Source organism: Pedobacter sp. GR22-6 (genome assembly GCF_037402555.1).
Lineage (GTDB): Bacteria > Bacteroidota > Bacteroidia > Sphingobacteriales > Sphingobacteriaceae > Pedobacter.
Genome location: NZ_JBBEUC010000008.1, coordinates 51,037 through 70,453, shown reverse-complemented (window position 1 = coordinate 70,453; position 19,417 = coordinate 51,037). Strand labels below are relative to the sequence as shown.

The 19,417-nt window shown below is 43.7% G+C and carries 19 protein-coding genes and 1 pseudogene; 16 read left to right on the top strand and 4 right to left on the bottom strand.

From position 1 onward, the window contains the following. Window positions 1-110 precede the first annotated feature (110 nt). From WAE59_RS25525 to WAE59_RS25490, 9 genes and pseudogenes are all read left to right on the top strand, one after another. A complete protein-coding gene (locus WAE59_RS25525) occupies window positions 111-1,046 on the top strand; it encodes an Rpn family recombination-promoting nuclease/putative transposase (protein ID WP_337858849.1) in 936 nt (311 codons plus the stop codon). A 213-nt stretch (window positions 1,047-1,259) separates the two neighbouring features. Next, window positions 1,260-1,667: pseudogene (locus WAE59_RS25920) on the top strand (DUF6934 family protein); the annotation flags it as partial. 9 nt (window positions 1,668-1,676) lie between these two features. Beyond that, complete coding sequence (locus WAE59_RS25520; protein ID WP_337858848.1) at window positions 1,677-1,835, top strand: hypothetical protein; 159 nt, start codon at window positions 1,677-1,679, stop codon at window positions 1,833-1,835. Between the two features lie 445 nt (window positions 1,836-2,280). Next, window positions 2,281-3,945, top strand: a complete 1,665-nt coding sequence (locus tag WAE59_RS25515) for a HEPN domain-containing protein (protein ID WP_337858847.1) — start codon at window positions 2,281-2,283, stop codon at window positions 3,943-3,945. A 118-nt stretch (window positions 3,946-4,063) separates the two neighbouring features. After that, window positions 4,064-4,444: a hypothetical protein gene (locus WAE59_RS25510; RefSeq protein ID WP_337858846.1), complete on the top strand. Its 381-nt coding sequence runs from the start codon at window positions 4,064-4,066 to the stop codon at window positions 4,442-4,444. Window positions 4,445-4,575: 131 nt separating this feature from the next. Then, window positions 4,576-5,412 carry an MbnP family protein gene (locus WAE59_RS25505; protein WP_337858845.1) on the top strand — a complete coding sequence of 279 codons (837 nt, stop codon included), beginning with the start codon at window positions 4,576-4,578 and terminating at the stop codon, window positions 5,410-5,412. A gap of 2 nt (window positions 5,413-5,414) precedes the next feature. Beyond that, a complete protein-coding gene (locus WAE59_RS25500) occupies window positions 5,415-6,467 on the top strand; it encodes a cytochrome-c peroxidase (RefSeq protein WP_337858844.1) in 1,053 nt (350 codons plus the stop codon). Between the two features lie 36 nt (window positions 6,468-6,503). Beyond that, window positions 6,504-7,391 carry a transporter gene (locus WAE59_RS25495; protein ID WP_337858843.1) on the top strand — a complete coding sequence of 296 codons (888 nt, stop codon included), beginning with the start codon at window positions 6,504-6,506 and terminating at the stop codon, window positions 7,389-7,391. 289 nt (window positions 7,392-7,680) lie between these two features. After that, complete coding sequence (locus WAE59_RS25490; protein WP_337858842.1) at window positions 7,681-8,244, top strand: GNAT family N-acetyltransferase; 564 nt, start codon at window positions 7,681-7,683, stop codon at window positions 8,242-8,244. A gap of 201 nt (window positions 8,245-8,445) precedes the next feature. On the opposite strand, the gene WAE59_RS25485 is transcribed toward WAE59_RS25490, so the two are convergent. After that, complete coding sequence (locus WAE59_RS25485) at window positions 8,446-8,823, bottom strand: YtxH domain-containing protein (RefSeq protein WP_337858841.1); 378 nt, start codon at window positions 8,821-8,823, stop codon at window positions 8,446-8,448. Between the two features lie 116 nt (window positions 8,824-8,939). On the opposite strand from WAE59_RS25485, the gene WAE59_RS25480 reads away from it, so the two are divergent. The 7 genes from WAE59_RS25480 to WAE59_RS25450 all read left to right on the top strand — a co-directional run bounded on the left by WAE59_RS25480 (window position 8,940) and on the right by WAE59_RS25450 (window position 15,490). Beyond that, window positions 8,940-10,790 (top strand): M1 family metallopeptidase, encoded by a 1,851-nt coding sequence (locus WAE59_RS25480; protein WP_337858840.1) that lies wholly within the window; start codon window positions 8,940-8,942, stop codon window positions 10,788-10,790. A 79-nt stretch (window positions 10,791-10,869) separates the two neighbouring features. Beyond that, on the top strand, window positions 10,870-11,073 hold the full coding sequence (locus WAE59_RS25475; protein WP_337858839.1) for a hypothetical protein: 204 nt from the start codon (window positions 10,870-10,872) through the stop codon (window positions 11,071-11,073). A gap of 78 nt (window positions 11,074-11,151) precedes the next feature. Then, window positions 11,152-12,354, top strand: coding sequence for a DUF763 domain-containing protein (locus WAE59_RS25470; protein ID WP_337858838.1), 1,203 nt, complete (start codon window positions 11,152-11,154; stop codon window positions 12,352-12,354). An 86-nt stretch (window positions 12,355-12,440) separates the two neighbouring features. Continuing rightward, a complete protein-coding gene (locus WAE59_RS25465; RefSeq protein WP_337858837.1) occupies window positions 12,441-12,746 on the top strand; it encodes a hypothetical protein in 306 nt (101 codons plus the stop codon). Window positions 12,747-12,768: 22 nt separating this feature from the next. After that, window positions 12,769-13,458, top strand: a complete 690-nt coding sequence (locus WAE59_RS25460; protein ID WP_337858836.1) for a pseudouridine synthase — start codon at window positions 12,769-12,771, stop codon at window positions 13,456-13,458. A 78-nt stretch (window positions 13,459-13,536) separates the two neighbouring features. Further along, window positions 13,537-14,538: a carboxypeptidase-like regulatory domain-containing protein gene (locus tag WAE59_RS25455; RefSeq protein ID WP_337858835.1), complete on the top strand. Its 1,002-nt coding sequence runs from the start codon at window positions 13,537-13,539 to the stop codon at window positions 14,536-14,538. A gap of 4 nt (window positions 14,539-14,542) precedes the next feature. Next, on the top strand, window positions 14,543-15,490 hold the full coding sequence (locus tag WAE59_RS25450) for a hypothetical protein (RefSeq protein WP_337858834.1): 948 nt from the start codon (window positions 14,543-14,545) through the stop codon (window positions 15,488-15,490). 90 nt (window positions 15,491-15,580) lie between these two features. Here WAE59_RS25450 and WAE59_RS25445 read toward each other — a convergent pair whose 3' ends face one another. The 3 genes from WAE59_RS25445 to WAE59_RS25435 form a co-directional block, all read right to left on the bottom strand. After that, entirely contained in the window at window positions 15,581-15,787 is a 207-nt protein-coding gene (locus tag WAE59_RS25445; protein WP_337858833.1) for a hypothetical protein, read from the bottom strand. Between the two features lie 117 nt (window positions 15,788-15,904). Beyond that, a complete protein-coding gene (locus WAE59_RS25440; RefSeq protein ID WP_337858832.1) occupies window positions 15,905-17,086 on the bottom strand; it encodes an MFS transporter in 1,182 nt (393 codons plus the stop codon). Window positions 17,087-17,088: 2 nt separating this feature from the next. Further along, entirely contained in the window at window positions 17,089-19,386 is a 2,298-nt protein-coding gene (locus tag WAE59_RS25435) for a GAF domain-containing protein (protein WP_337858831.1), read from the bottom strand. Window positions 19,387-19,417: the final 31 nt, after the last annotated feature.

The window sequence follows — 19,417 nt, the reverse complement described above, 5'->3', positions numbered from 1 at the left end:
TTTTCACCAAAATTCTTCAATTAATCACAATAAATTAATTACAGAGAAACATTTGGTTGTTTTAGTTGTTGTTGGTATATTTGTTTCAACTTGTCATTTAGGTTAAACAGATGAAAAAATACCAGGATAAATTAGAAGATATACTAGCGGATACTACGGTTGCTGAATCTGCGGGCGAGTATATTAATGCGGAGGAGCGTAACCCTTTTATTAACCCTTTAGTAGACTGGGCTTTTAAGCGGATTTTTGCGAGCGAGGCGAATAAAGGAGTAGCTAAAGCTTTTCTTAATGAAGTGCTAAGAGGAAGAAGGGAAATTGTATCCATTGCCTATGGTAAGAATGAGTACCCGGGAGAGATAAAGGGTAAGCGGGGCGCGGTGTTGGACTTTGTTTGCAAAGATCAAGATGGGGTTTCTTTTCTGGTGGAACTGCAAAGGCAAGAACAGCCCTATTTTAAGGACCGCTCTCTGTTTTATGCCAGCAGATTGATTAGTGATCAGGGATCGAAAGGAAAGGATTGGAACTATGAATTGAAAGCTGTTTATGTGATTTGCTTGCTTGAAAAATCCAGCTTTTTAGGAACAGCGGAGGAAATGTATCTGCATGATGTTTCCTTGATTAACACCAGAGCGGGTGCAATTTTTAATGATAAACTTCATTTCGTTTATATCGAACTGGACAAATTTAACAAAACAGAATCTATGGTGGAAACCGGTTTGGATAAATGGATTTACAGTTTGAAAAATGCTGGCAAAATGACCACGGAACCGGTATTCGCAGAAGAAATGAACGTATTTTTTGAATCGGCAAGATGCGCCAATTTGACAAAGGAGGAACTAGACATGTACAGAACAGCACAAGAAGAACAATGGGACAATCAGAATGCTTTTAATTTTGCGACAGAAAAGGCGATGAAAGCAGGTCTTGAAAAGGGAGCTTTAACTAAGGCAATTGAAATCGCTTTGGAGTTGCTTAAGGAAGGGATTGATATCGAGCAGATTGCTAAATATACAAAGCTTTCTAAAGCACAAATATTGGCATTGTAATGAATGCAATGAGTTGGATATTTTATTGCGAGATGTCCACAAATTGACTTGTTGTTTAGATGGAACAAATGAAAATGCAATTAGAAAGCTATTATATAAAAAGGGATATTCCTACTAAAGTTGGTGTTAAGTATTATTTTTTGAGTACGGGAAATAACAATGTTATCAAAGCAGTTGATTACTCCTACTCAATGACACTTTAATGGGCGAAGGGTCTATAATATGGGTTTTGGAGATTTTGATATGACTACTAACCAAATAAACGATACAGCAAACACCCAAAACGGAGATGTGTATAAGGTATTTAATTCTGTCTTAAATACTATTCCTATGTTTTTCGATTCTTTTCCAAGGGCTATTATGATCGTGAAAGGAAGTGATAGTGCTCCTCATTTTATCGAGCAATGCAAATTAATGTGTCAACGAAAATGTGAGGATATATGTCTTAAATCTCATAGGAGAATAAAAATATATCAAGGATACGTAGACAAGAACTACGAGATATTAAGCATTACGTTTAAGTTTTATGGAGGAGTTGATCTTGAGAGTCAGATTATTATAGAGGATTATGTGCTTGGTCGGAGATATGACGCAGTATTACTTTCAAGAAATATTAATTAATTTTGTAATATGAAAACCAAGAAAAAAAACACAGACAAATTGGTGAAAATATCAGAGTCTGCATTGCTATCGTTGGTGGCTTATCGATTAAAAGATAGGGTTTTATTTCCCGAAAAGGTTGAAAGCTCTCGTGAGTTTCTAAAAGCTGTAACTAAGAGCACTCTTTAGCCATTTTGATTTAAGGTTGAGGTGTTCACAAATTGGCCACCCATTAACTATAGTCCTTGACTACCCTTATTTAGAACTGGAAAAATAAAAAGATACAAAATATATAGCCAATGAAATAAAGAAATAGAACAACATATCATTACTTCTTAAATGAGGTATTAATTCAAAGAGTCTCGAGTATCAAATTACCACAATGTTGCAAACGAGACAATAGATTAATGCCCATGACAATATTTGTTGTACTTTTGCAGGTGCAAATAGTGTCGTGGGCTCTATTGTAAAACCGTTTTGCAAGGCTGTGGTAAGCCCGATACTACGGTATTTAGAGCCCCGCGCTATTTGCACTTTCGTTATATATAGTTCTATTTCATGGAACTAGCTTTAGAAAAAGCATGGCTTTCTAAATCCTTTTGAGACTCATTTTTAAACCATTAAAAATGAGCTTATGACAAATCAAAACAACCTTGAAAACCCTCGCGTGCTGAATCAGCATACATTCATCAACAGATTAATCGAAATTACCCCTATTGAACGCATTTTCATCAATTACCGTTATCGCGAAGATGTGCAGATTAAAGAACTGACCATACTCATTCCAAAATCTGCAACACGGCATCCTTCGGAAGTCAGGCCATTGCTGGATATGGTAATGAAGGATTATGAGGATTGCCTGTACAGGGTATTTACCACACCAGAGGTAAAGCGGATATTGGATCAGGGAAGTCTTGATTTGTATGTCAGATGCAGACCAGATCGATTGTTTTATAAAGCGCCTGGTTGTATGGAGTTTCCCTTAGACACGTATCCAAGGGCTTTCCTGCGGAAGGCGGATTACAGATTTAAAAATGAGCAAAAAAAAGTATTGGGCTTTAAAGAGGGCTTTCAGTTCTATTATGATCGGGAAAACTATTCCCTTGCCTGTTTTATGCTACACCAGGTAATGGAGTTGAGTTATCGTACGATTGCGGTAATTTCGGTTGGAAAAGAGAAGATATCCCATAGCATTAGCAGTCATCAAAAGTTCATGCGTGGTCACATAGGCAATTTTGAGGTTGTTTTTGATTTGGAAAGTGAACAAGACAAGGCCATGCTAGACTTGTTGGATGCATCTTACAGAGCAGTTAGGTATGAACAGGACTTTGCTATAGAAAAAGAACAATTGTTGTGGCTGTTGAACAAAGCGGATCAAATTGAACATTTAATGCTCAAAATGTATCATGCGTTATTCCTACATTTTATTAGAGAGATGGAAGCTGAAAAAAATGCAGCAGTTTCATCCGATGAAGTTCCTGCTAAGGTTGCATACACCGAAGATAGTCGTTTGAATCAGATCATCGCTAAAATTTCAGGTCTGGTGCCGGTAAGGCGAATTTATAATCTGGCGCGGCATGCGAATGTAGATAGGAAGTTGGGCATGTTCGTTGATGGCGATAAACAGTCCGTCGAAGTGCATTATTATTTATTAGTAATCTGCAATAAGCCCTGTACTCCGGAGGTGTTTAATATACAATGCATCATCAATCAGGATGAAAAAATAGAGGCTACCGTGACTTTACTAATGCACAATACAAAAGATGTACAGGGTGCATTGCAGGATCATCAACCCTTTTTATATAAACTGTTGCGTGAGGGGGAGTTGGTTTATGGGCTTGATTCAGTGGAGTTTTCTATACCCGAATTAGATGCCGACCAAGTGCGGCTACATAAAGCGCAGCTATGGTACAACAGGTTCAATAGGGCGATAGCATTGATGGAAGCCGCAGATAATGTGACCGAAGAGGAAAACGGTATCGTAATGGCGAGTATGCTGAGCCAGGCAATGGTACAGATCTGCTTGGTCTATATAGAGGAAAAGATTGGCTATCGCCCAAATCAGCTTTCTTTGAAGCATCTTTTTGCTTTGTGCAGGATGATCGATCCTATGATCGATGAGGTATTTCCGGTAAGTAGGAAGGAAGATGGGGATCTATTTAACTTTTTGCTGGATGCGGACAGGAACATGAGATACAGAACGCGAGCTTGCATAGATACTACGGATCAGTGTATGTTGTTGAGGAGGTGTAATACCTGGATGGAGCATGTAAGGGGTCTAAAGTCCCTTCCATTATAACCGTACCTACTGGTTAAAGCTGATCTCCCCGGAAGCAAAAGGCCCTTTCAAATTAGAAAGGCCTTTTCTAGTGATTTAACCCCATTTTGTTTTTTTTAATTCACTACCTTTGCCGCCAATGATCAACCGATTTATTGCTTTTACTTTATTACTAGCATTGGTAAGTGCCAACTTATCCCGGTTTTTCATTTATGCTGAATTCGAACTCAATCAAAAATTCATTGCTGCTAAACTTTGTGAAAACAGGGACAAACCTGAAATGCATTGTAATGGTAAGTGCTATTTGATGAAGAAACTGAAAGAAGCTGAGGAAAAAGAGAAGAAACAGGAACAGGCTGCACAAAAGAAGGGCATTCAGGATTTTTGCATTGTCAACAATCCCTTAGTGATCACTTTTCAGGCACTGAAGCTCAAAAAGCAGAAACCTGCACATCTTCCTTTTAAACTTCCTAAAATCAGTACGGAGATCTTCCATCCGCCTTCCTTTAAATTGTCTTAAATATTATTTTCTTGGTTATACGCTTGGTCGCACCTGACTTTGGCGCAGCCTAGTTATGCTTTGGTTTATTTTAGCCCGACGACCGTATTGACGGGTTGCGGGAAGAAATCTGTATTAAAAACAATTTAAAAATGAAAAAATTATTATCTATTATAGGATTATCTGCCTTACTATTTACGTCTTGCTCAAAAGATGAGACTTCACCAGAATACAATGAAAATAACCTGGCTTCACTTTCTGTGGAGTTTGATAACATCGTGGGCGAGCGTACCCTGGTACTCAACAATACCGGAAGCCCTTACAGAAATGCAGCAGGAGAACCTTTCAGCATCTCTCGTCTGCAGTATTTCATCAGTAACATCAAGGTTGGAATGGCCGACGGGAAAACATACACTGTAAATCCCGATAGCAGTTATTTTATGATTAATGGAGCAGACAGGGGTACCCGTTTTACGAAAGTAAGGGTTCCTGAGGGCGATTATGTAAGCCTGAGTTTCATCGTAGGGGTTGACAGTCTGCGCAGTACGATGCCCATCGATAAGCGTACCGGTGTTCTGGATCCGGCAGCAGGAGGAGGCATGGAAGGGGCCGGCATGTACTGGGGCTGGAACAGTGGCTACATCTTCTTTAAACTGGAAGGGAAGTCGGATGTGGTTTCCAACGATGCGAATGGCGATCCTACCGGGAACAAACAATTCAAATACCATATCGGCTTTTTTGGCGGTTATAGTGCGCCAACGCTCAACAATATCAAGGTGGTCAATGTAGATCTTCGTACTGCAGGTATTGCAAAAGTCCGGAAAGACCGCCAGAGCAATATCCATCTTTTTGTGGATGTGATGAAGGTCTTTAATGGAAAAACGCCATTTAAGATTGCAGAAAATCCAAATGTGATGTTTAGCAATTTCACGACTACCATCGCAGGTAATTTGCCTGGTATGTTTAGGCATGACCATACAGAAAACTAGCGATGATGAATAGCAAATACTGGATCAGCCTGCTTTCTATTGCCTTGTGTCTGCTTGCCTGCAAGAAAGAGAATGGGCTGAAAGAGGAGACCATCGATTCCTGGGTAGGTTTTGTAAAGCCGGTACATTTTCCCGAGCCGGTTTACAACCTGAAAAACAATCCGGTAACCAAGGAAGGTTTTGAACTGGGAAGGGCATTATTTAATGAGCCGAGGCTTTCCCGCAACAACACGATCAACTGTGCGTCCTGTCACATCCAGTCTTCCGCTTTTACACAGCATGGGCATGATGTGAGTCACGGTATAGACGATCGGCTGGGCACGCGTAACTCGCCACCGATCATGAACCTGGCCTGGAATAAGGCTTTCATGTGGGGCGGCGGGGTATTTGACCTGGACCTGCAGCCGATCACACCCATTACAACACATGAGGAAATGGATGAAACGCTGGAAAATGTGCTCAAAAAGATTGGGGCTACGGCTAAATACCCGCCGATGTTCAAGGCAGCTTTTGGTTCTGAAGAAGTGACTACCTCAAGGTTTATGAAGGCACTGTCACAATTTATGCTGATGTGCATCAGCAGCAATTCTAAATACGACAAAGTACTGCGTAAAGACCCCGGTGTGAGTTTTACCGAAGAGGAGCAAGCCGGCTACCTGTTGTTTAAAGAGAAATGTGCTTCCTGCCATGCAGAGCCCTTGTTTACCGATGGCTCTTTCCGCAACAATGGCTTGGGCATCAGTCCGATAAACGACCAGGGCCTGTATGCCGCTACCCTCATTGAAACCGATCGGTATAAGTTTAAGGTGCCTTCATTGCGCAATTTGCAGTATACCGCACCTTACATGCACGATGGCCGTTTTCTTTCTCTGGCAGGGGTACTGGAGCATTACAACTCAGAAGTGCAGGCTACGCCCAACCTGGATCCCTTGCTGAACCAAAACGGCAGGCGGGGCATCGCCCTGAGCAGCAGTGATAAGGCTAAGCTGACGGCTTTCCTGAATACTTTGAACGATACCGATTTTATCAATAACCCATTATTAGCAGAACAATAAATGAAGCGACTGTTTATAGGATTGTTTTTGACAATCATGACCATAACTACTACGAAGGCCTGCGACATCTGCGGATGTGGCGTAGGGAGCTATTATCTCGGTATTCTGCCTGAATACAACAAACGTTTTTTGGGTTTGAGGTATCAATACAAAAGCTTGAGGACCCACCTGGGCCCGTTTGGTGAAAGCACGCCGCTGAGCACCGATGAGACTTACCAAAGTGCAGAAATCTGGGGAGGTGTCAATGTAGGGTCCAGGTTCCGGGTGCTGGCATTTTTGCCTTATAATTTCAACAGCAGGGAGAGCCAGTCTTCCACTGGTCACAAAAATGGCTTGGGTGACATCGCTGTGATGGGCTATTACAAGGTGTTTGACAATATGGGTACTGCCGGCGAAAGGCTTCTGGTACAGTCGCTTTGGCTGGGAGCAGGGCTGAAAATTCCTACAGGTAAGTATGAGCCAACGGAACGTCTGGCCGTGTCCGAGTCGCCAAATAACTTCCAATTGGGTACAGCCAGTACAGATTTTACCCTGAATGCGGCTTATGACATCCGTTGGAATGACCTGGGACTCAATGCAAACCTGAATTACAAGATCAATACAGAAAATAAGTACAACTATCGTTATGGCAATAAGTTTACTTCAAATGTACTGGTGTACCATAAGTTCAGAATTGCGCATAAAGTCACTGTAGCGCCAAATCTTGGAGTCTTGTACGAGACTGCTTTGAAGGATGTGGAAGATGGAAAATATGAAGTGGGGGTGTCGGGTGGACATTCTTTGTCGGCGGTTGCGGGGATTGAGATGGGTATGAAGGGTTTATCCCTGGGTGCCAATTATCAGGATATACGCTCACAAGATCTTGCCGGTGGCAGGGCATATGCCGGAAACCGGCTGATGGTTCATGTATCTTTACCTTTTTAATTGATAATCAAAAAGTGCTTTATGGCTTCTGTTCCGAAGGATGTAAAAAATCCTTTATTAAACAGCCAGATAAGTATTTGAAGAAATAGTTTAATCACCGTTACTGGGTATTTTTAACAAATTTTATTGGGATTTTGTTGTCTCCATAAAAATTAAATATATTCGTAAACAATAGGGATGATTAACATTAGGGGCAAAATAGCAATATGGCGCCCCTTTTGTTTGACAACACGTTGCATTTACAGTGATTTTCGTTGCAGATTTATTGTATAAACTTGACTGATAGTTTATGATAAAAGCCCAGTCTATTGATAAAGAAAGGATTATAGAGATTCTGACACTTGCTTTTGAATCAAATGCAAGTGTGAACTATATCATCAAACAGGACGGACGGAGGATGCAGCGGATCAGGCACCTAATGGATTATTCGGTAAAGGTATGTACTGCCTTCGGCAAGGTACTTCTTTCTGATGACCGCAATGCTGCAGCGCTGGTGATGCATGAACCGAAGTCTTTTAGTCTGCAGTCTTTATTTTGGGACCTGCAATTGATTGTACGGGTTACGGGCCTCAGGAAGCTAAGGAAGGTACTTCAAAGAGAGGCATTGATCAAAGCGCAGCATCCGGCAGGAAATTTTTATTATTTATGGTTTATTGGTGTACATCCTGTTCATAAGGGCTATGGCATTGGCTCTGACCTGCTGAATGAGCTGATTGCAGATGCGGAAAGCCTGGGCCTGACTGTTTATCTGGAAACATCTACGGCCAAAAATGTACCCTGGTATGAAAAGTTTGGCTTTCTGAACTTCAAGGAAATTGACCTGGGCTATAGGCTTTATTTTCTGAAGCGCTGAGGCTGTACTTGAACATTAAAACGAGTCGGTACTAATACATTAAAAATGAGGGTGTCCGAAAAGGTGCAATTTACTATTCTATGTTTCTCGTCATCCTGAATTTAGTTCAGGATCCCCGCTTGAGCATGGTTTAAATAGCATGTCCGTAGATCCTGAAATAAATTCAGGATGACGTACGTACCTTTTCGGACATCCTCATTTTTAATTGGCTTCTTCTGCGTGCATCCAGGCAGTAGTTCCTGCTGAAGGCACTTTGATTGCCGTAGGATCTTTCCGTTTGTTCTCAGGACCTTGCAGCTGATCTGCATGTTCACGTGTGGTTTCCCTTAAGTCGTCATATAAATGATCTTTCAGCTCTTCCGGCACTTCATAGATTTCTGGAGATAGCTTGTCTACGATCTTGTTTTTCAGTCCTGCCGTGGCATCGCCTATGGCTGATCTGGTATTTTTACCACTATCAGGTGCAAATAATATGGAAAGTGCAGCACCAACAGCCAGTCCTGTTACGACAGCAACGGCTATTAAAGAATTGTCCTGGCTTCCTTGTATGGTCGATTTAATGAGTTTTTTGTAATTCATAGGAATAAGTTTTAGTAGATATGGATGTACTAGTCTAACAACACAAGCTGTATTTGGTTTGCAAAATGATTAATCCGCAGGGATTTACTATTTTTGCAGGGTTTGATACTGAACCTATGAAAGCATCTTTTCTCTTTATTCCCATCTTGATGATCTTATCCTGTACCACAAAAAAAGCGACTGAAAGCAGTGCTTCTGCTAATGATCCGCATTCTTTTGCACGTCCCTCTGAAGCTGTGGCCAAACACCTCGACCTGGATATTAAAGTTGAATTTGAATCACAACAGATCTCTGGTAAGGCTGTGTGGACGATAGAAAATAAGACTGCTGCTAAGGAGATTATTTTTGATGATAGCCAGCTGAACATCCAGAAAATTACCCTGGGGCCGGAGGAAAAAGAGACTACTTTTGAACTGGGTAAGGAAGTGGAATTTCTCGGAAAACCCTTGCATGTAGCCATAGCTCCGGATACCAAACAGATAAATATTTATTACAGTACGGGCAAAGGTGCGAGTGCTTTGCAATGGTTGCAGCCTCAGCAGACTGCGGGTAAAAAGCATCCTTACCTGTTTACACAATCACAGGCCATTGCAGCCCGCAGTTGGGTGCCTTGCCAGGACAGTCCCGGCATCCGCTTTACTTACAATGCACGCGTAACAGTACCGAAGGAACTGCTGGCGCTGATGAGTGCGGAGAACCCTCAGGCTAAAAATAGCACGGGGGTTTATGAATTTAAACAAGTGCATCCGATCCCTTCATATCTATTGGCATTGGCAGTAGGGGATATCACTTTCAAGGCCGTGGACGGTCGCACGGGTGTATATGCAGAGCCTTCTGTGTTGGATAAAGCGGTTTATGAATTTGCTGATATGGGTAAGATGGTCACTGCTGCGGAAAAGCTATACGGTCCTTATAGATGGGGAAGGTATGATCTGCTGGTGTTGCCGCCGAGCTTTCCTTTTGGCGGAATGGAGAATCCAAACCTGACTTTCATCACGCCGACGATCATCGCGGGCGACAGGTCGTTGGTGAGCATCATCTGTCATGAACTGGCCCACAGCTGGAGCGGCAATTTGGTGACGAATGCGACATGGAATGACTTCTGGCTGAATGAAGGCTTTACGAATTACTTTGAACGCCGTATAGATGAAGAGATCTTCGGTAAGCAGGAAGCGGAGATGCAGGAGGTGTTTGCCAAACAAGCTTTGGAGGAGACCGTGAAGGATATGGGGGCGACGAGTAAAGACACCCACCTGAAAACAGATTACACGAATAGAAGTCCGGATGAAGGCACGAATGACATTGCTTACGAAAAGGGATATTTTTTCCTGAGGGCGATAGAGGAAGCAGTAGGACGTGAAAAGTTTGATGCTTTCCTGCGTAACCATTTTGACGGTCATGCTTTTCAGTCCCTCAGTACCGAAGATTTTCTAAAAGACCTGGATCAAAACCTGATCAAAGGAGATAAAGTGCTTGAGGAAAAGATAAAGGTGAACGATTGGGTGTACGGCCCCGGTATTCCTACGAATCTGGTGGCTGTGGGTTCGGCGCGTTTCAAAGCAATAGATGCTTTGTTGGCCGACTGGAAGAAGACCGGTGTGGCTAAAGGTCTTGCGAAACAACTGAGCTCCAATAACGAGCGTAAATATTTCATTAGCGGTTTGCCTGCAGGCCTTAGCGCAGCGCAGATGCAGGTTTTGGATGCGGAGTTCAATTTCACAGGTTCACACAACACGGATATTCAGAAGGCTTGGTATGTGCTGGCTATCCGTCATGGTTACAAAGCAGCAGATCCTCAGATCAAAAACTATCTGCTGACTAATGGGCGCATGTGGCACATCATCCCGGTGTATAAAGCGTATATGGCCAGTCCTGAAGGGGCTAAGTTGGCCAGGGAGATTTACAAGATTGCAAGGCCAAATTATCATCCGATGACCTATCAGGCTATAGATGAACTGCTGAAGTAAATTTATTTTCTTTTTCATGTAGCGTTTGAGGGGGTGTGAGCGTCTGATAGGTATAAACTAACCAACAAAACTTAACGTCATGATGAATGCTAACCCATCGAATTTACTTGTTGTAGACAGTGAGGATACTGCGAAAATCCAGGAACTGTCTGTCTTGTTCCCTAAATTGACCAGTCTGATCCTGAAAAATGAGAATAAAAACTTTGTGATCAATTTTAAGGATGGCGAACGGTCATTGATCGTTATGGTGGTTTGCAAGTCTAAAATGGCGATCGCCAGTTGAGTTAAATTTCATCACCACACGGTATGCAAGTCGCTTGAATATTGTTTTGCTGGATAATTATTGCTAATTTTGTTAGTAATGAAAAGATCCGGTTCAGCTGATTTACCACTACATCATGGTCATGTACCGAAATGGCTGGCCGAACGCATGTCGAGACTAGGGCTGGCGATCACGGAGGCTATAGTGGCCGATTATGGTTCGGCTGAAGTGATGCGCCGCTTGAGCGATCCCTTTTGGTTCCAGAGCCTGGGCGCGGTCATGGGGATGGACTGGCATTCCTCCGGAATTACGACTTCAGTAATGGGTGCTTTAAAAGCTGCATTGAATCCACATTACCGGGAATTGGGTATTTACATCTGCGGTGGTAAAGGCAATAAGTCGAGGCAAACACCAGAGGAGTTGCTTCGGTTTGGGGATAGGACAGGACTTAATGGCCAGGAACTGGTCCGATGTAGCAGGTTAAGTGCAAAGGTAGATAACACCGCGCTTCAGGATGGTTTTCAGTTGTATACGCATAGTTTTATTGTTGATTCCAGTGGATTGTGGACGGTGGTGCAGCAAGGTATGCAGACTGGAGGGACAACCGCTAGAAGGTATCACTGGCATTCATCTTCATTGCGCTCTTTTGTAGATGCACCACATACAGGGATTTGCGGACAAAATCAGGGACGCATCATGAACCTGGTGGCTCAGGCCGCGGCACCATCAAGAGCGGCAATGCTGTCGATCACTTCAGAGCACCCGGAGCGGATGATTGCGGAGGCACGTCGGCTCATCTTACCCAATCGCCATGAAGTAAAAGCAAAGGATGTAGACCTGAAAAGGTTGGGCGCTATGCTGTGGCTCACACATGAAAAGCGCCCGGCAGATTTCGAAGAGCTGCTGCTATTGGAAGGGATGGGCCCACGCACACTACAGTCTATGGCACTGGTGAGTGAGGTGATCCATGGTACGCCGTCGCGATTTGATGATCCCGCCCGGTTTTCTTTCGCCCATGGCGGAAAGGATGGTCATCCTTTTCCGGTTCCTTTAAAAGTATATGATGAGACAATTTCGGTCTTGAGCAAGGCGGTACACCGTGCTAAGGTTGGTGATTCGGATAAGTTGCATGCCATCCGGAAGCTGAGTGAGTTATCTTACCAGGCTGAAGCAGGTTTTAGCCCGAATGACAATTTTGATGAACTGATCGCCAGGGAAAGAAGGGATTCCTGGAAATATGGGGGAAAAACTATTTTTGGAGATGCCATGCCACCGGTAGAATCTCAACTTCGTTTATTTTGATTATTTGTATATTTAGCTGTAGCGTAATTTATCTGGACCGCGTCTGATCAGATAATGATCCTACTGACCCTTGAAAAACGAATGATATGAAAAAAACACTGATACTTTTGATGCTTGGCTTTGCTGTTGCTGGCTGTGGCACTATGAAAGAGAAAAAAAATGCAGGTACTGTTCAACTGAGCGGCAAGATTGAAAAACTGGAGATGAGCACTTTCCAATATGGCACCCATGTGCTGAAGCAGGGAGAGAAAATCTTTGCATTGAGGAGTGATAAAGTTAAACTAGATACTTATGTAGATAAAGAGGTGACCGTTAAGGGCCTTAAGGTAGAAGGTTACCCTGTAGAAAATGGTCCGGATTTCATCGATGTTCAGGAAGTAACCGTCAAATAGCAGATAAAAGCTATCTTTGCGGATGCTTGAAATCGTATATCAGGATGATCACCTGATCGCAATCAATAAACCCCATGGCCTGCTCGTTCACCGTTCTTCCATCGCAAATGACGCGAAAGAATTTGCGTTGCAATTGCTGCGGGATCAGGTCGGTCGGCATGTGAGTCCGGTACACCGGCTCGACAGAAAGACGGGTGGGCTGTTGCTGTTTGCTTTCGATAAGGAAACGGAAGTGGCAATGCACCAGCAGTTTATGGAGGCTGAGGTTACTAAGAAATACCTGGCTATTTTAAGAGGTTATGCTCCTGATCATGAGGAGATAGATTATCCGCTGGCAAAGGAAAACGGTACGATGCAGGAAGCCTTTACGGCCTTCGTCACTTTGAAAAGGGCGGAGTTGGATGTTGCTTTCGGAAAACATCCGACTTCCCGTTATTCTCTGGTGGAGGCTACGCCAACTACAGGCAGGATGCACCAGTTGAGGCGGCATTTTGCACATATCTTTTATCCGATCATTGGCGACCGCAAGCATGGTTGTAATAAGCAGAATAAGTTTTTCAAGGAGCAGTGGGAGATGACGACCATGCTTTTACATGCATCGGAGCTGAGTTTCAAGCATCCGGTTACGGCCGATCCAATACACCTGAAAGCACCGGTTCATGAAGAATTCAGGAGAGTTATGGAGCTAATGGGCTGGGATTTGGATGTCTGATCCCAGTTTGGAAAAGCTGTTGTAAATTTCACATATTTCCTGTATTATTGGATGGATTACATCTCGTAAGCTAACCAAATGAGAAACGCTCAGTTCAAACCTTGTTTAACCTTCATCATCCTCATCTTTTTGGGACTAAGCCCTTCATGGAGCATTGCGCAAAGTCTATTTGAAGGTCAGGTATTCAACAGGCGCACTGAAACGCCTATTGCAGGAGTTACTGTGACATTGCAGAAAGAAAAACTCGCTACAAGTACAAACGATCAGGGCTATTTCAATTTACGTTCCTCCACAGAACAGCCCAATGATACCCTGATTTTTACGGGGATAGGTTACGTCACTTTAAAGATTCCTGTAGCGAATTTTGATGTGGGAATGCAGGTATTGCTGACAGAAAGTACTAACATGCTGGAACAAGTGGACATCAATGTCAGAAAGTTAAAGGTAGAGCGGCTGAATGCCTTTTCCTTTGCACACATCAGGGAAGACCCTATGGGCGACGTGAGGACCCGCGCCTACACCACCACTTTTCAGTATGCAAAGCTCTTCGTGGCTCCACAGGAAAATGTAATGCTGCATCAGATAGATATTGGAAGACGAAACTTCAACCCGAGTTTCTCCCCGGTACGTGAATTAATCAAATCAAAAACCCAGGCGCGCTTTAAATTGCACATTATGCAAGTGGACTCCAAGACCGGAGGTCCGGGCAAAATTCTTTTTAGTAAAGATGTCTTACTTCGGGATAATAGCCTGATGATCGCCATAGATTTGAGCAAAGATCAAATTGTACTGAAAGATCAGCGATTTTTTGTTGCGGTGGAATGGCTGCACATTCCATTTAACGAACTGGTAAAATTGGAGTATGCGGCTAAAGTAAACAAGATAAACAGGAAGGGCAATCAGGTTTTGGAGGATGTCGCCAATTATAGAATTCTTTACCAGCCTGCTTTGATAGAATATGATGGCTGGAAACCTGCGGAGTCCTGGGTAATGAAAGAAGATGGGAGATGGCGCATGAACCCGCCGGTTAAGACCAATAAAGGGTCAGATGTTGCGCTGTCTGCCACGATTAAATATTAATAGAATGTATAGAATATTGACCGTTTTAGCCCTTCTAATGTACTTTACAGCTTCAGCCCGGCAAGTTGCTAAGCCAAAGGAAATTGTAAATTCCTTTCAAATCGTGGATGAGGTCAGCAAAAAAGCGGTGCCTTCAGTTTCTGTTACCATTTTACGAGCGGAATTGTCAATCACAACGGAGAAGGACGGCATTTTCAATATTGCCGGAGACTTGAGCAAGATGCGGGATACCGTTGTATTTGAGCTTTTAGGCTATCTCCCCTCGAAAATGGCCTTGAAGGACCTGTATGGCCGCGATACCATCAGTCTGGTTGCGAAAGCCTGGAGCAGCACGGCTATAACGGCACTTAAAGGTGAACGGATCCAGGTCAATGAATTCAAAGCTAAAGAGATCGTGCATTATGCCGGATTGAATACCACTACAGCGAATTTTGATTACCTGCAACTGGCACAGCGTTTTGATGTGGAAAAGGCGGGTGGACAATTGGGAAAAGTGGTGATCAACCGGCTCTGGTTCAATGTTGATTACGAAGCGCAGGCTGATTTTGTGGATTTGGAATATACCACTTTCCGGTTACGGATCTACAGTGTTGAGGCATCCGGCAAACCAGGAAAGGACTTGTGCGATCATACGATTGAAATGGAAAGTAACAATTCGCGTTCTGTATCGATCAACCTCGATAACTACGGCATCCGCATACCTGATCGTTCGTTTTTTGTAGCTATAGAATGGATGCGGGACCACCGGAACGTGGGCTATGCAATGGTGATAGATAAAAAAACGGGTATTTACCAAAAGACCGTCAATTTCAGGCCGGCAATAGGTGTTTCCCCAATTGAAGGGAAAAGGTTAAACATCTGGGCCATGACGATGAAGAAAAAGTGGGTTCCTTATAACTATTTTATGCCTGAAGGAACTGATCTGGCCATAACAGCTACAGTACTTTATTAATGCTGTTGTTTTTTGCCTAATGCGATGGCAGTAATTTTCACCGCTTTATGACGGTATTCCTTTTGGAGATGGGAAAAAATATAGAAACGTTTAGGCGAAAGCGTAAGGCTCGCATTGAAATCCTTGCTCTCTTAAGATGTGACTCACTACATCTTCACAAGGCACATTGGTGAAAATACGGAGTATTCTTTGTTCGAATGTAAACTGCCATTTCTTTTCTCCAAAAAGCAAGTTGAATAATGGTGCTATGGATCCCAGATCCCTGAACTCTTTTACCGATGTTTTAAAAATAACCATGTCCGTCTGTTTGAAATTAACTAATGTAAAGATGTGGTGTTTATCGACGCGAATAAAGGAGTATTTGGTAGAGCGGACAAAAAGCTCGGTGAACGGTAAAAAAGTACCGGTAAAATTTCAGGAAGCTATGCTGGGTTTCGGCTTATAGAAGAATTGCAGGTAGACCAGAGCCATCAGTGTGATGCCGGTACAGTAGAAAAAGGTGACCGGGATCATACGGATATCATCTACAAAAAGCCAGCCGGCAAGGAGTGCTCCCAGACCAATTCCAGCTTCAAGAGCAATATACATGGTGGCCATAGCTTTGCCTCTTTGCGTTGGTTCGCTGAGGTCGACCGTCCAGGCAGTTGCTGTTGGAGAAAGCATACCAGTAGCTACACCATAGAGGGCGGAGGCAAGCATCAGCCAGATTGAAGAGTTGGCGAGGGCGATCATCGCCATAGCAAGGGCCAGCAGAGATAGAGAAATCTTGAGGATGATGGGGCGGCCATAGTTATCCGATGCCTTCCCGGCAACAAAACGAATGAGCAAGGAAGTGAAGGTAAATGCCATGAAGAACAGTCCCTTATTGCTGGTGCCGAGATGCGCACTCCAATCGGAGATAACAGTAAGGATAGCCCCATAGCTGATGTAGCTGAGGAAGATGATGATCACCGCGGGTATGACCCGCCATTCTATAATGTCGCGGCGGTCGATCTTTAAATGTTCTGCCCGGAATTTTTGTTTGTCGGTCAGCGTCTCTTTCATATTGGCCAGGATGACAATGGAAAGTAATGCAAACAGGGAGGAGCAATAAAAAAGTATGTTGATGGAATAATGATCTGTAATGGTACTTCCTATGGCAGGACCAATGGCCAGTCCCGTGCTGAAACAGATACCGTGGACACCCATTGCTTCGCCCCATTTGCCTTGTGGGACCAGGTCGGCCACATAAGCGGCGGTAGCTGTTGGTTTGAATCCTGTAGAGAAACCATGGATCAGGCGGAGGAACAAGAATCCGGCAACTGTAGTGAGCAAAGGGTACAGGAAACCACATAGAAAACAGACGATAGAGCCAACGGCCATGATGGGAATGCGGCCTACTGTATCCGTGAGCTTGCCACTGAAAGGCCTGCTGATCCCTGCGGTAAGTGTAAACAAAGCGATGATCAGTCCCTTATACTCGGCACCACCCATTTTGCTCAGGTAGGCAGGTAATTCCGGGATTAGCATGTTAAAGCTGGCAGAAAAGAGAAAGGAGCTTAAGCAAACGAGACCGAACTGTAGCGTATAAATACTGGGGGAGGATTCCTGGGACATAGTTAATAAATCATGGCTGCGCGCAGACCTTTCAGGCCAGATACGCCTTGCAGGTCTTCAATATCGAAACGTTCAACTTCTGGTTTGAGTATCTGTTCTTGTTGTAATTCGGCAACGTATTCCAGGTATTCCGCTTCGTCCGTCTCATCACTATAGACAATTGTGATTTTTCCGGATTCGGTAATGCGCTCTGTGGTGTCCTTGATATAGGCTTTGTCAATGCGTTTCTTGACAATCTCAAATCGTGCATTATAACTGCCATCTACATCAAAGCGCTTTTCGTCCATTCTGAAACGGATCGCAATGGTAGAATTGTAAACCAGGATCAAAGACGTAACAGGAAGTGCATAAGGCAGGGATGGCATCAGTTGCTGATGGGCGCGTTCCATTTCACACATGGTGCGGAGCTGCCATAGCCGGAGCTGTCTCAATATTTGCCTGTTGAAATCAAATTGCGGGGCTATAGAAGCTCCAATGTAAAGGTTGTGTTCCACACCATCTGTTTTGAACCTTTCGAAATAATGCGGAAATACCTTTTGGGCTTCCAACTGACGCATGTCGAGGATCTCGGCCATTTTAAGGTTGATCCTGGAGATGGTTCTCTCGTACTTTCTGCGGTAGGTATGAAATATCCCTGTTTCCATCTCATTTTCGGAGAAATAACTTCTGATGAGGTGGTCCAGCTGCCTGTGTTTGATGTCCCTTAACCTGTCATGTATTTTCTGATCCAGGTAGTTGACGATCTGATGCTCTGTATTGGCTAGTATGGGCGATTGGAGCCAGGTCCGGAACCTGCTGATCTGCTCGATCTCCGCACTGAAATCGGCAGCGTCTTCATTCTGGATGCCTTTCAGCAATTGGAAAAGGTCTTTCAATTGGAGCTGGAGGTCATTCTGTACACTTAAATTCCGTGCTTCCGAAGAACCCTTGACATCGATTTGCCCATAAAGGGGGAATATGTTGGGAAAGACGATGTCTTCCAGTGCTGTTTCCTGATTTAGCCCCTGGTTGAGTAGCAGCTGTTTGGCCTGGTCACGGAATTTCCAGTTGACACTCGGATGAAGTGTGGTGAATCGGAGCTGAATGAGGGCCTGTATGGCGTTTTCCAGTTCTACGACCAGGCGGTCTACCTTTTCCGTAAGGAAAGGCATAATCACATCCAGCTTGTTGGCATTGATGCTGTTGAGTTCTTTTGGTCGCTCTGAGACTACTTCCAGTACGCCCAGAAGCCGGCCATTCTTCACGATGGGTGCAAGAATAAAACTTCGTATGCCTTGTTTTAACATGATCTCCATGAGCGGACTAGCCGCGTTTTTGAGCTGAAGCTCCTGAGTATCAGATGCGGCAAAGTATTTCTTGTTGTGGACCAACTGGCGGTAAGAAGGAAGGCAAAGAATGTCTTTGTCCAGCTGTTCTGCTTTATCGGGCAGGATATGACTTACCATGTGGTAGGCGAGTCCGGTAGTGCTGAATTTGCCCTGGTCTTGATTAAAGAGTGTGAATCCTATTCTCAGATCCGGGATCCGATATATGGAGCGATAGACGGAGGTAATGCTTTGGTTGAAGTTGGGTGTATTGAAATCCAGTAGTTTTTCTTTAAAGATGGAAACTGCATTTTCTACAGTTGCATCGTATAAAGTCATGATTGCAAAGCCTTTGAGGGTCCAGCTTTCAAGAGGGAATTTTGCCCTCCAGAGTTCGATATTATCGTAGTTGTCTACCAGTTCATCTATCTCGGCCTCGGAGAGGTGTACGGTCTTTTCTGTAGGCAGGATGTCCAGGAAGTCTCCATTGTACAAGATGCGGTAGTGGCGTGTTACGCCGTCTGCAGTTGGGATATCATAAAATATAGGCTTACTGAAATCGAGCTGACGTCCATATACGTTATTGAGGATGATGCAACAGCTCAGGACGAAAAACTGGTGTTCATCAAAATCCCGGATTTCGATTTCAAAATCTTTTCCGGCAGCCCGCATGATGTTCTTGAAACGGTCACTGAGGTTGAAAATGGTATTGATATAGGGGATACCAATTGCTTTGATTTCATTTAATGTTAGTTCCGGTGGAAGATAGTCGATTAGCAATTGCCCGATAAGCGCTTCATTCTCTAACAGTACAGTAAGATCTGTAATTCCATCGCGCAATTGCGGATACTTTTCGACCTGATCAAGCAGACTTTTGGTAGCCTCTGGATTGGCGGCAGTGTGGTTTTTCAGAGAGGCTTCTAATTTTTTGATAACCTCTTCAAAGGAGAACGTAATCTGAAACGGCGTTTGAATTTCAGTGGAAAGGTTTGGCATCGTTTGGTGTTTGGCTTCAAAGTTAACTATT

Coding starts and splice junctions, on each gene's coding strand:
- WAE59_RS25525 (WP_337858849.1), top strand. CDS start 111: ATGAAAAAATACCAGGATAAATTAGAAGATATACTAGCGGATACTACG.
- WAE59_RS25520 (WP_337858848.1), top strand. CDS start 1,677: ATGAAAACCAAGAAAAAAAACACAGACAAATTGGTGAAAATATCAGAG.
- WAE59_RS25515 (WP_337858847.1), top strand. CDS start 2,281: ATGACAAATCAAAACAACCTTGAAAACCCTCGCGTGCTGAATCAGCAT.
- WAE59_RS25510 (WP_337858846.1), top strand. CDS start 4,064: ATGATCAACCGATTTATTGCTTTTACTTTATTACTAGCATTGGTAAGT.
- WAE59_RS25505 (WP_337858845.1), top strand. CDS start 4,576: ATGAAAAAATTATTATCTATTATAGGATTATCTGCCTTACTATTTACG.
- WAE59_RS25500 (WP_337858844.1), top strand. CDS start 5,415: ATGATGAATAGCAAATACTGGATCAGCCTGCTTTCTATTGCCTTGTGT.
- WAE59_RS25495 (WP_337858843.1), top strand. CDS start 6,504: ATGACCATAACTACTACGAAGGCCTGCGACATCTGCGGATGTGGCGTA.
- WAE59_RS25490 (WP_337858842.1), top strand. CDS start 7,681: ATGATAAAAGCCCAGTCTATTGATAAAGAAAGGATTATAGAGATTCTG.
- WAE59_RS25485 (WP_337858841.1), bottom strand. CDS start 8,823: ATGAATTACAAAAAACTCATTAAATCGACCATACAAGGAAGCCAGGAC.
- WAE59_RS25480 (WP_337858840.1), top strand. CDS start 8,940: ATGAAAGCATCTTTTCTCTTTATTCCCATCTTGATGATCTTATCCTGT.
- WAE59_RS25475 (WP_337858839.1), top strand. CDS start 10,870: ATGATGAATGCTAACCCATCGAATTTACTTGTTGTAGACAGTGAGGAT.
- WAE59_RS25470 (WP_337858838.1), top strand. CDS start 11,152: ATGAAAAGATCCGGTTCAGCTGATTTACCACTACATCATGGTCATGTA.
- WAE59_RS25465 (WP_337858837.1), top strand. CDS start 12,441: ATGAAAAAAACACTGATACTTTTGATGCTTGGCTTTGCTGTTGCTGGC.
- WAE59_RS25460 (WP_337858836.1), top strand. CDS start 12,769: ATGCTTGAAATCGTATATCAGGATGATCACCTGATCGCAATCAATAAA.
- WAE59_RS25455 (WP_337858835.1), top strand. CDS start 13,537: ATGAGAAACGCTCAGTTCAAACCTTGTTTAACCTTCATCATCCTCATC.
- WAE59_RS25450 (WP_337858834.1), top strand. CDS start 14,543: ATGTATAGAATATTGACCGTTTTAGCCCTTCTAATGTACTTTACAGCT.
- WAE59_RS25445 (WP_337858833.1), bottom strand. CDS start 15,787: ATGGTTATTTTTAAAACATCGGTAAAAGAGTTCAGGGATCTGGGATCC.
- WAE59_RS25440 (WP_337858832.1), bottom strand. CDS start 17,086: ATGTCCCAGGAATCCTCCCCCAGTATTTATACGCTACAGTTCGGTCTC.
- WAE59_RS25435 (WP_337858831.1), bottom strand. CDS start 19,386: ATGCCAAACCTTTCCACTGAAATTCAAACGCCGTTTCAGATTACGTTC.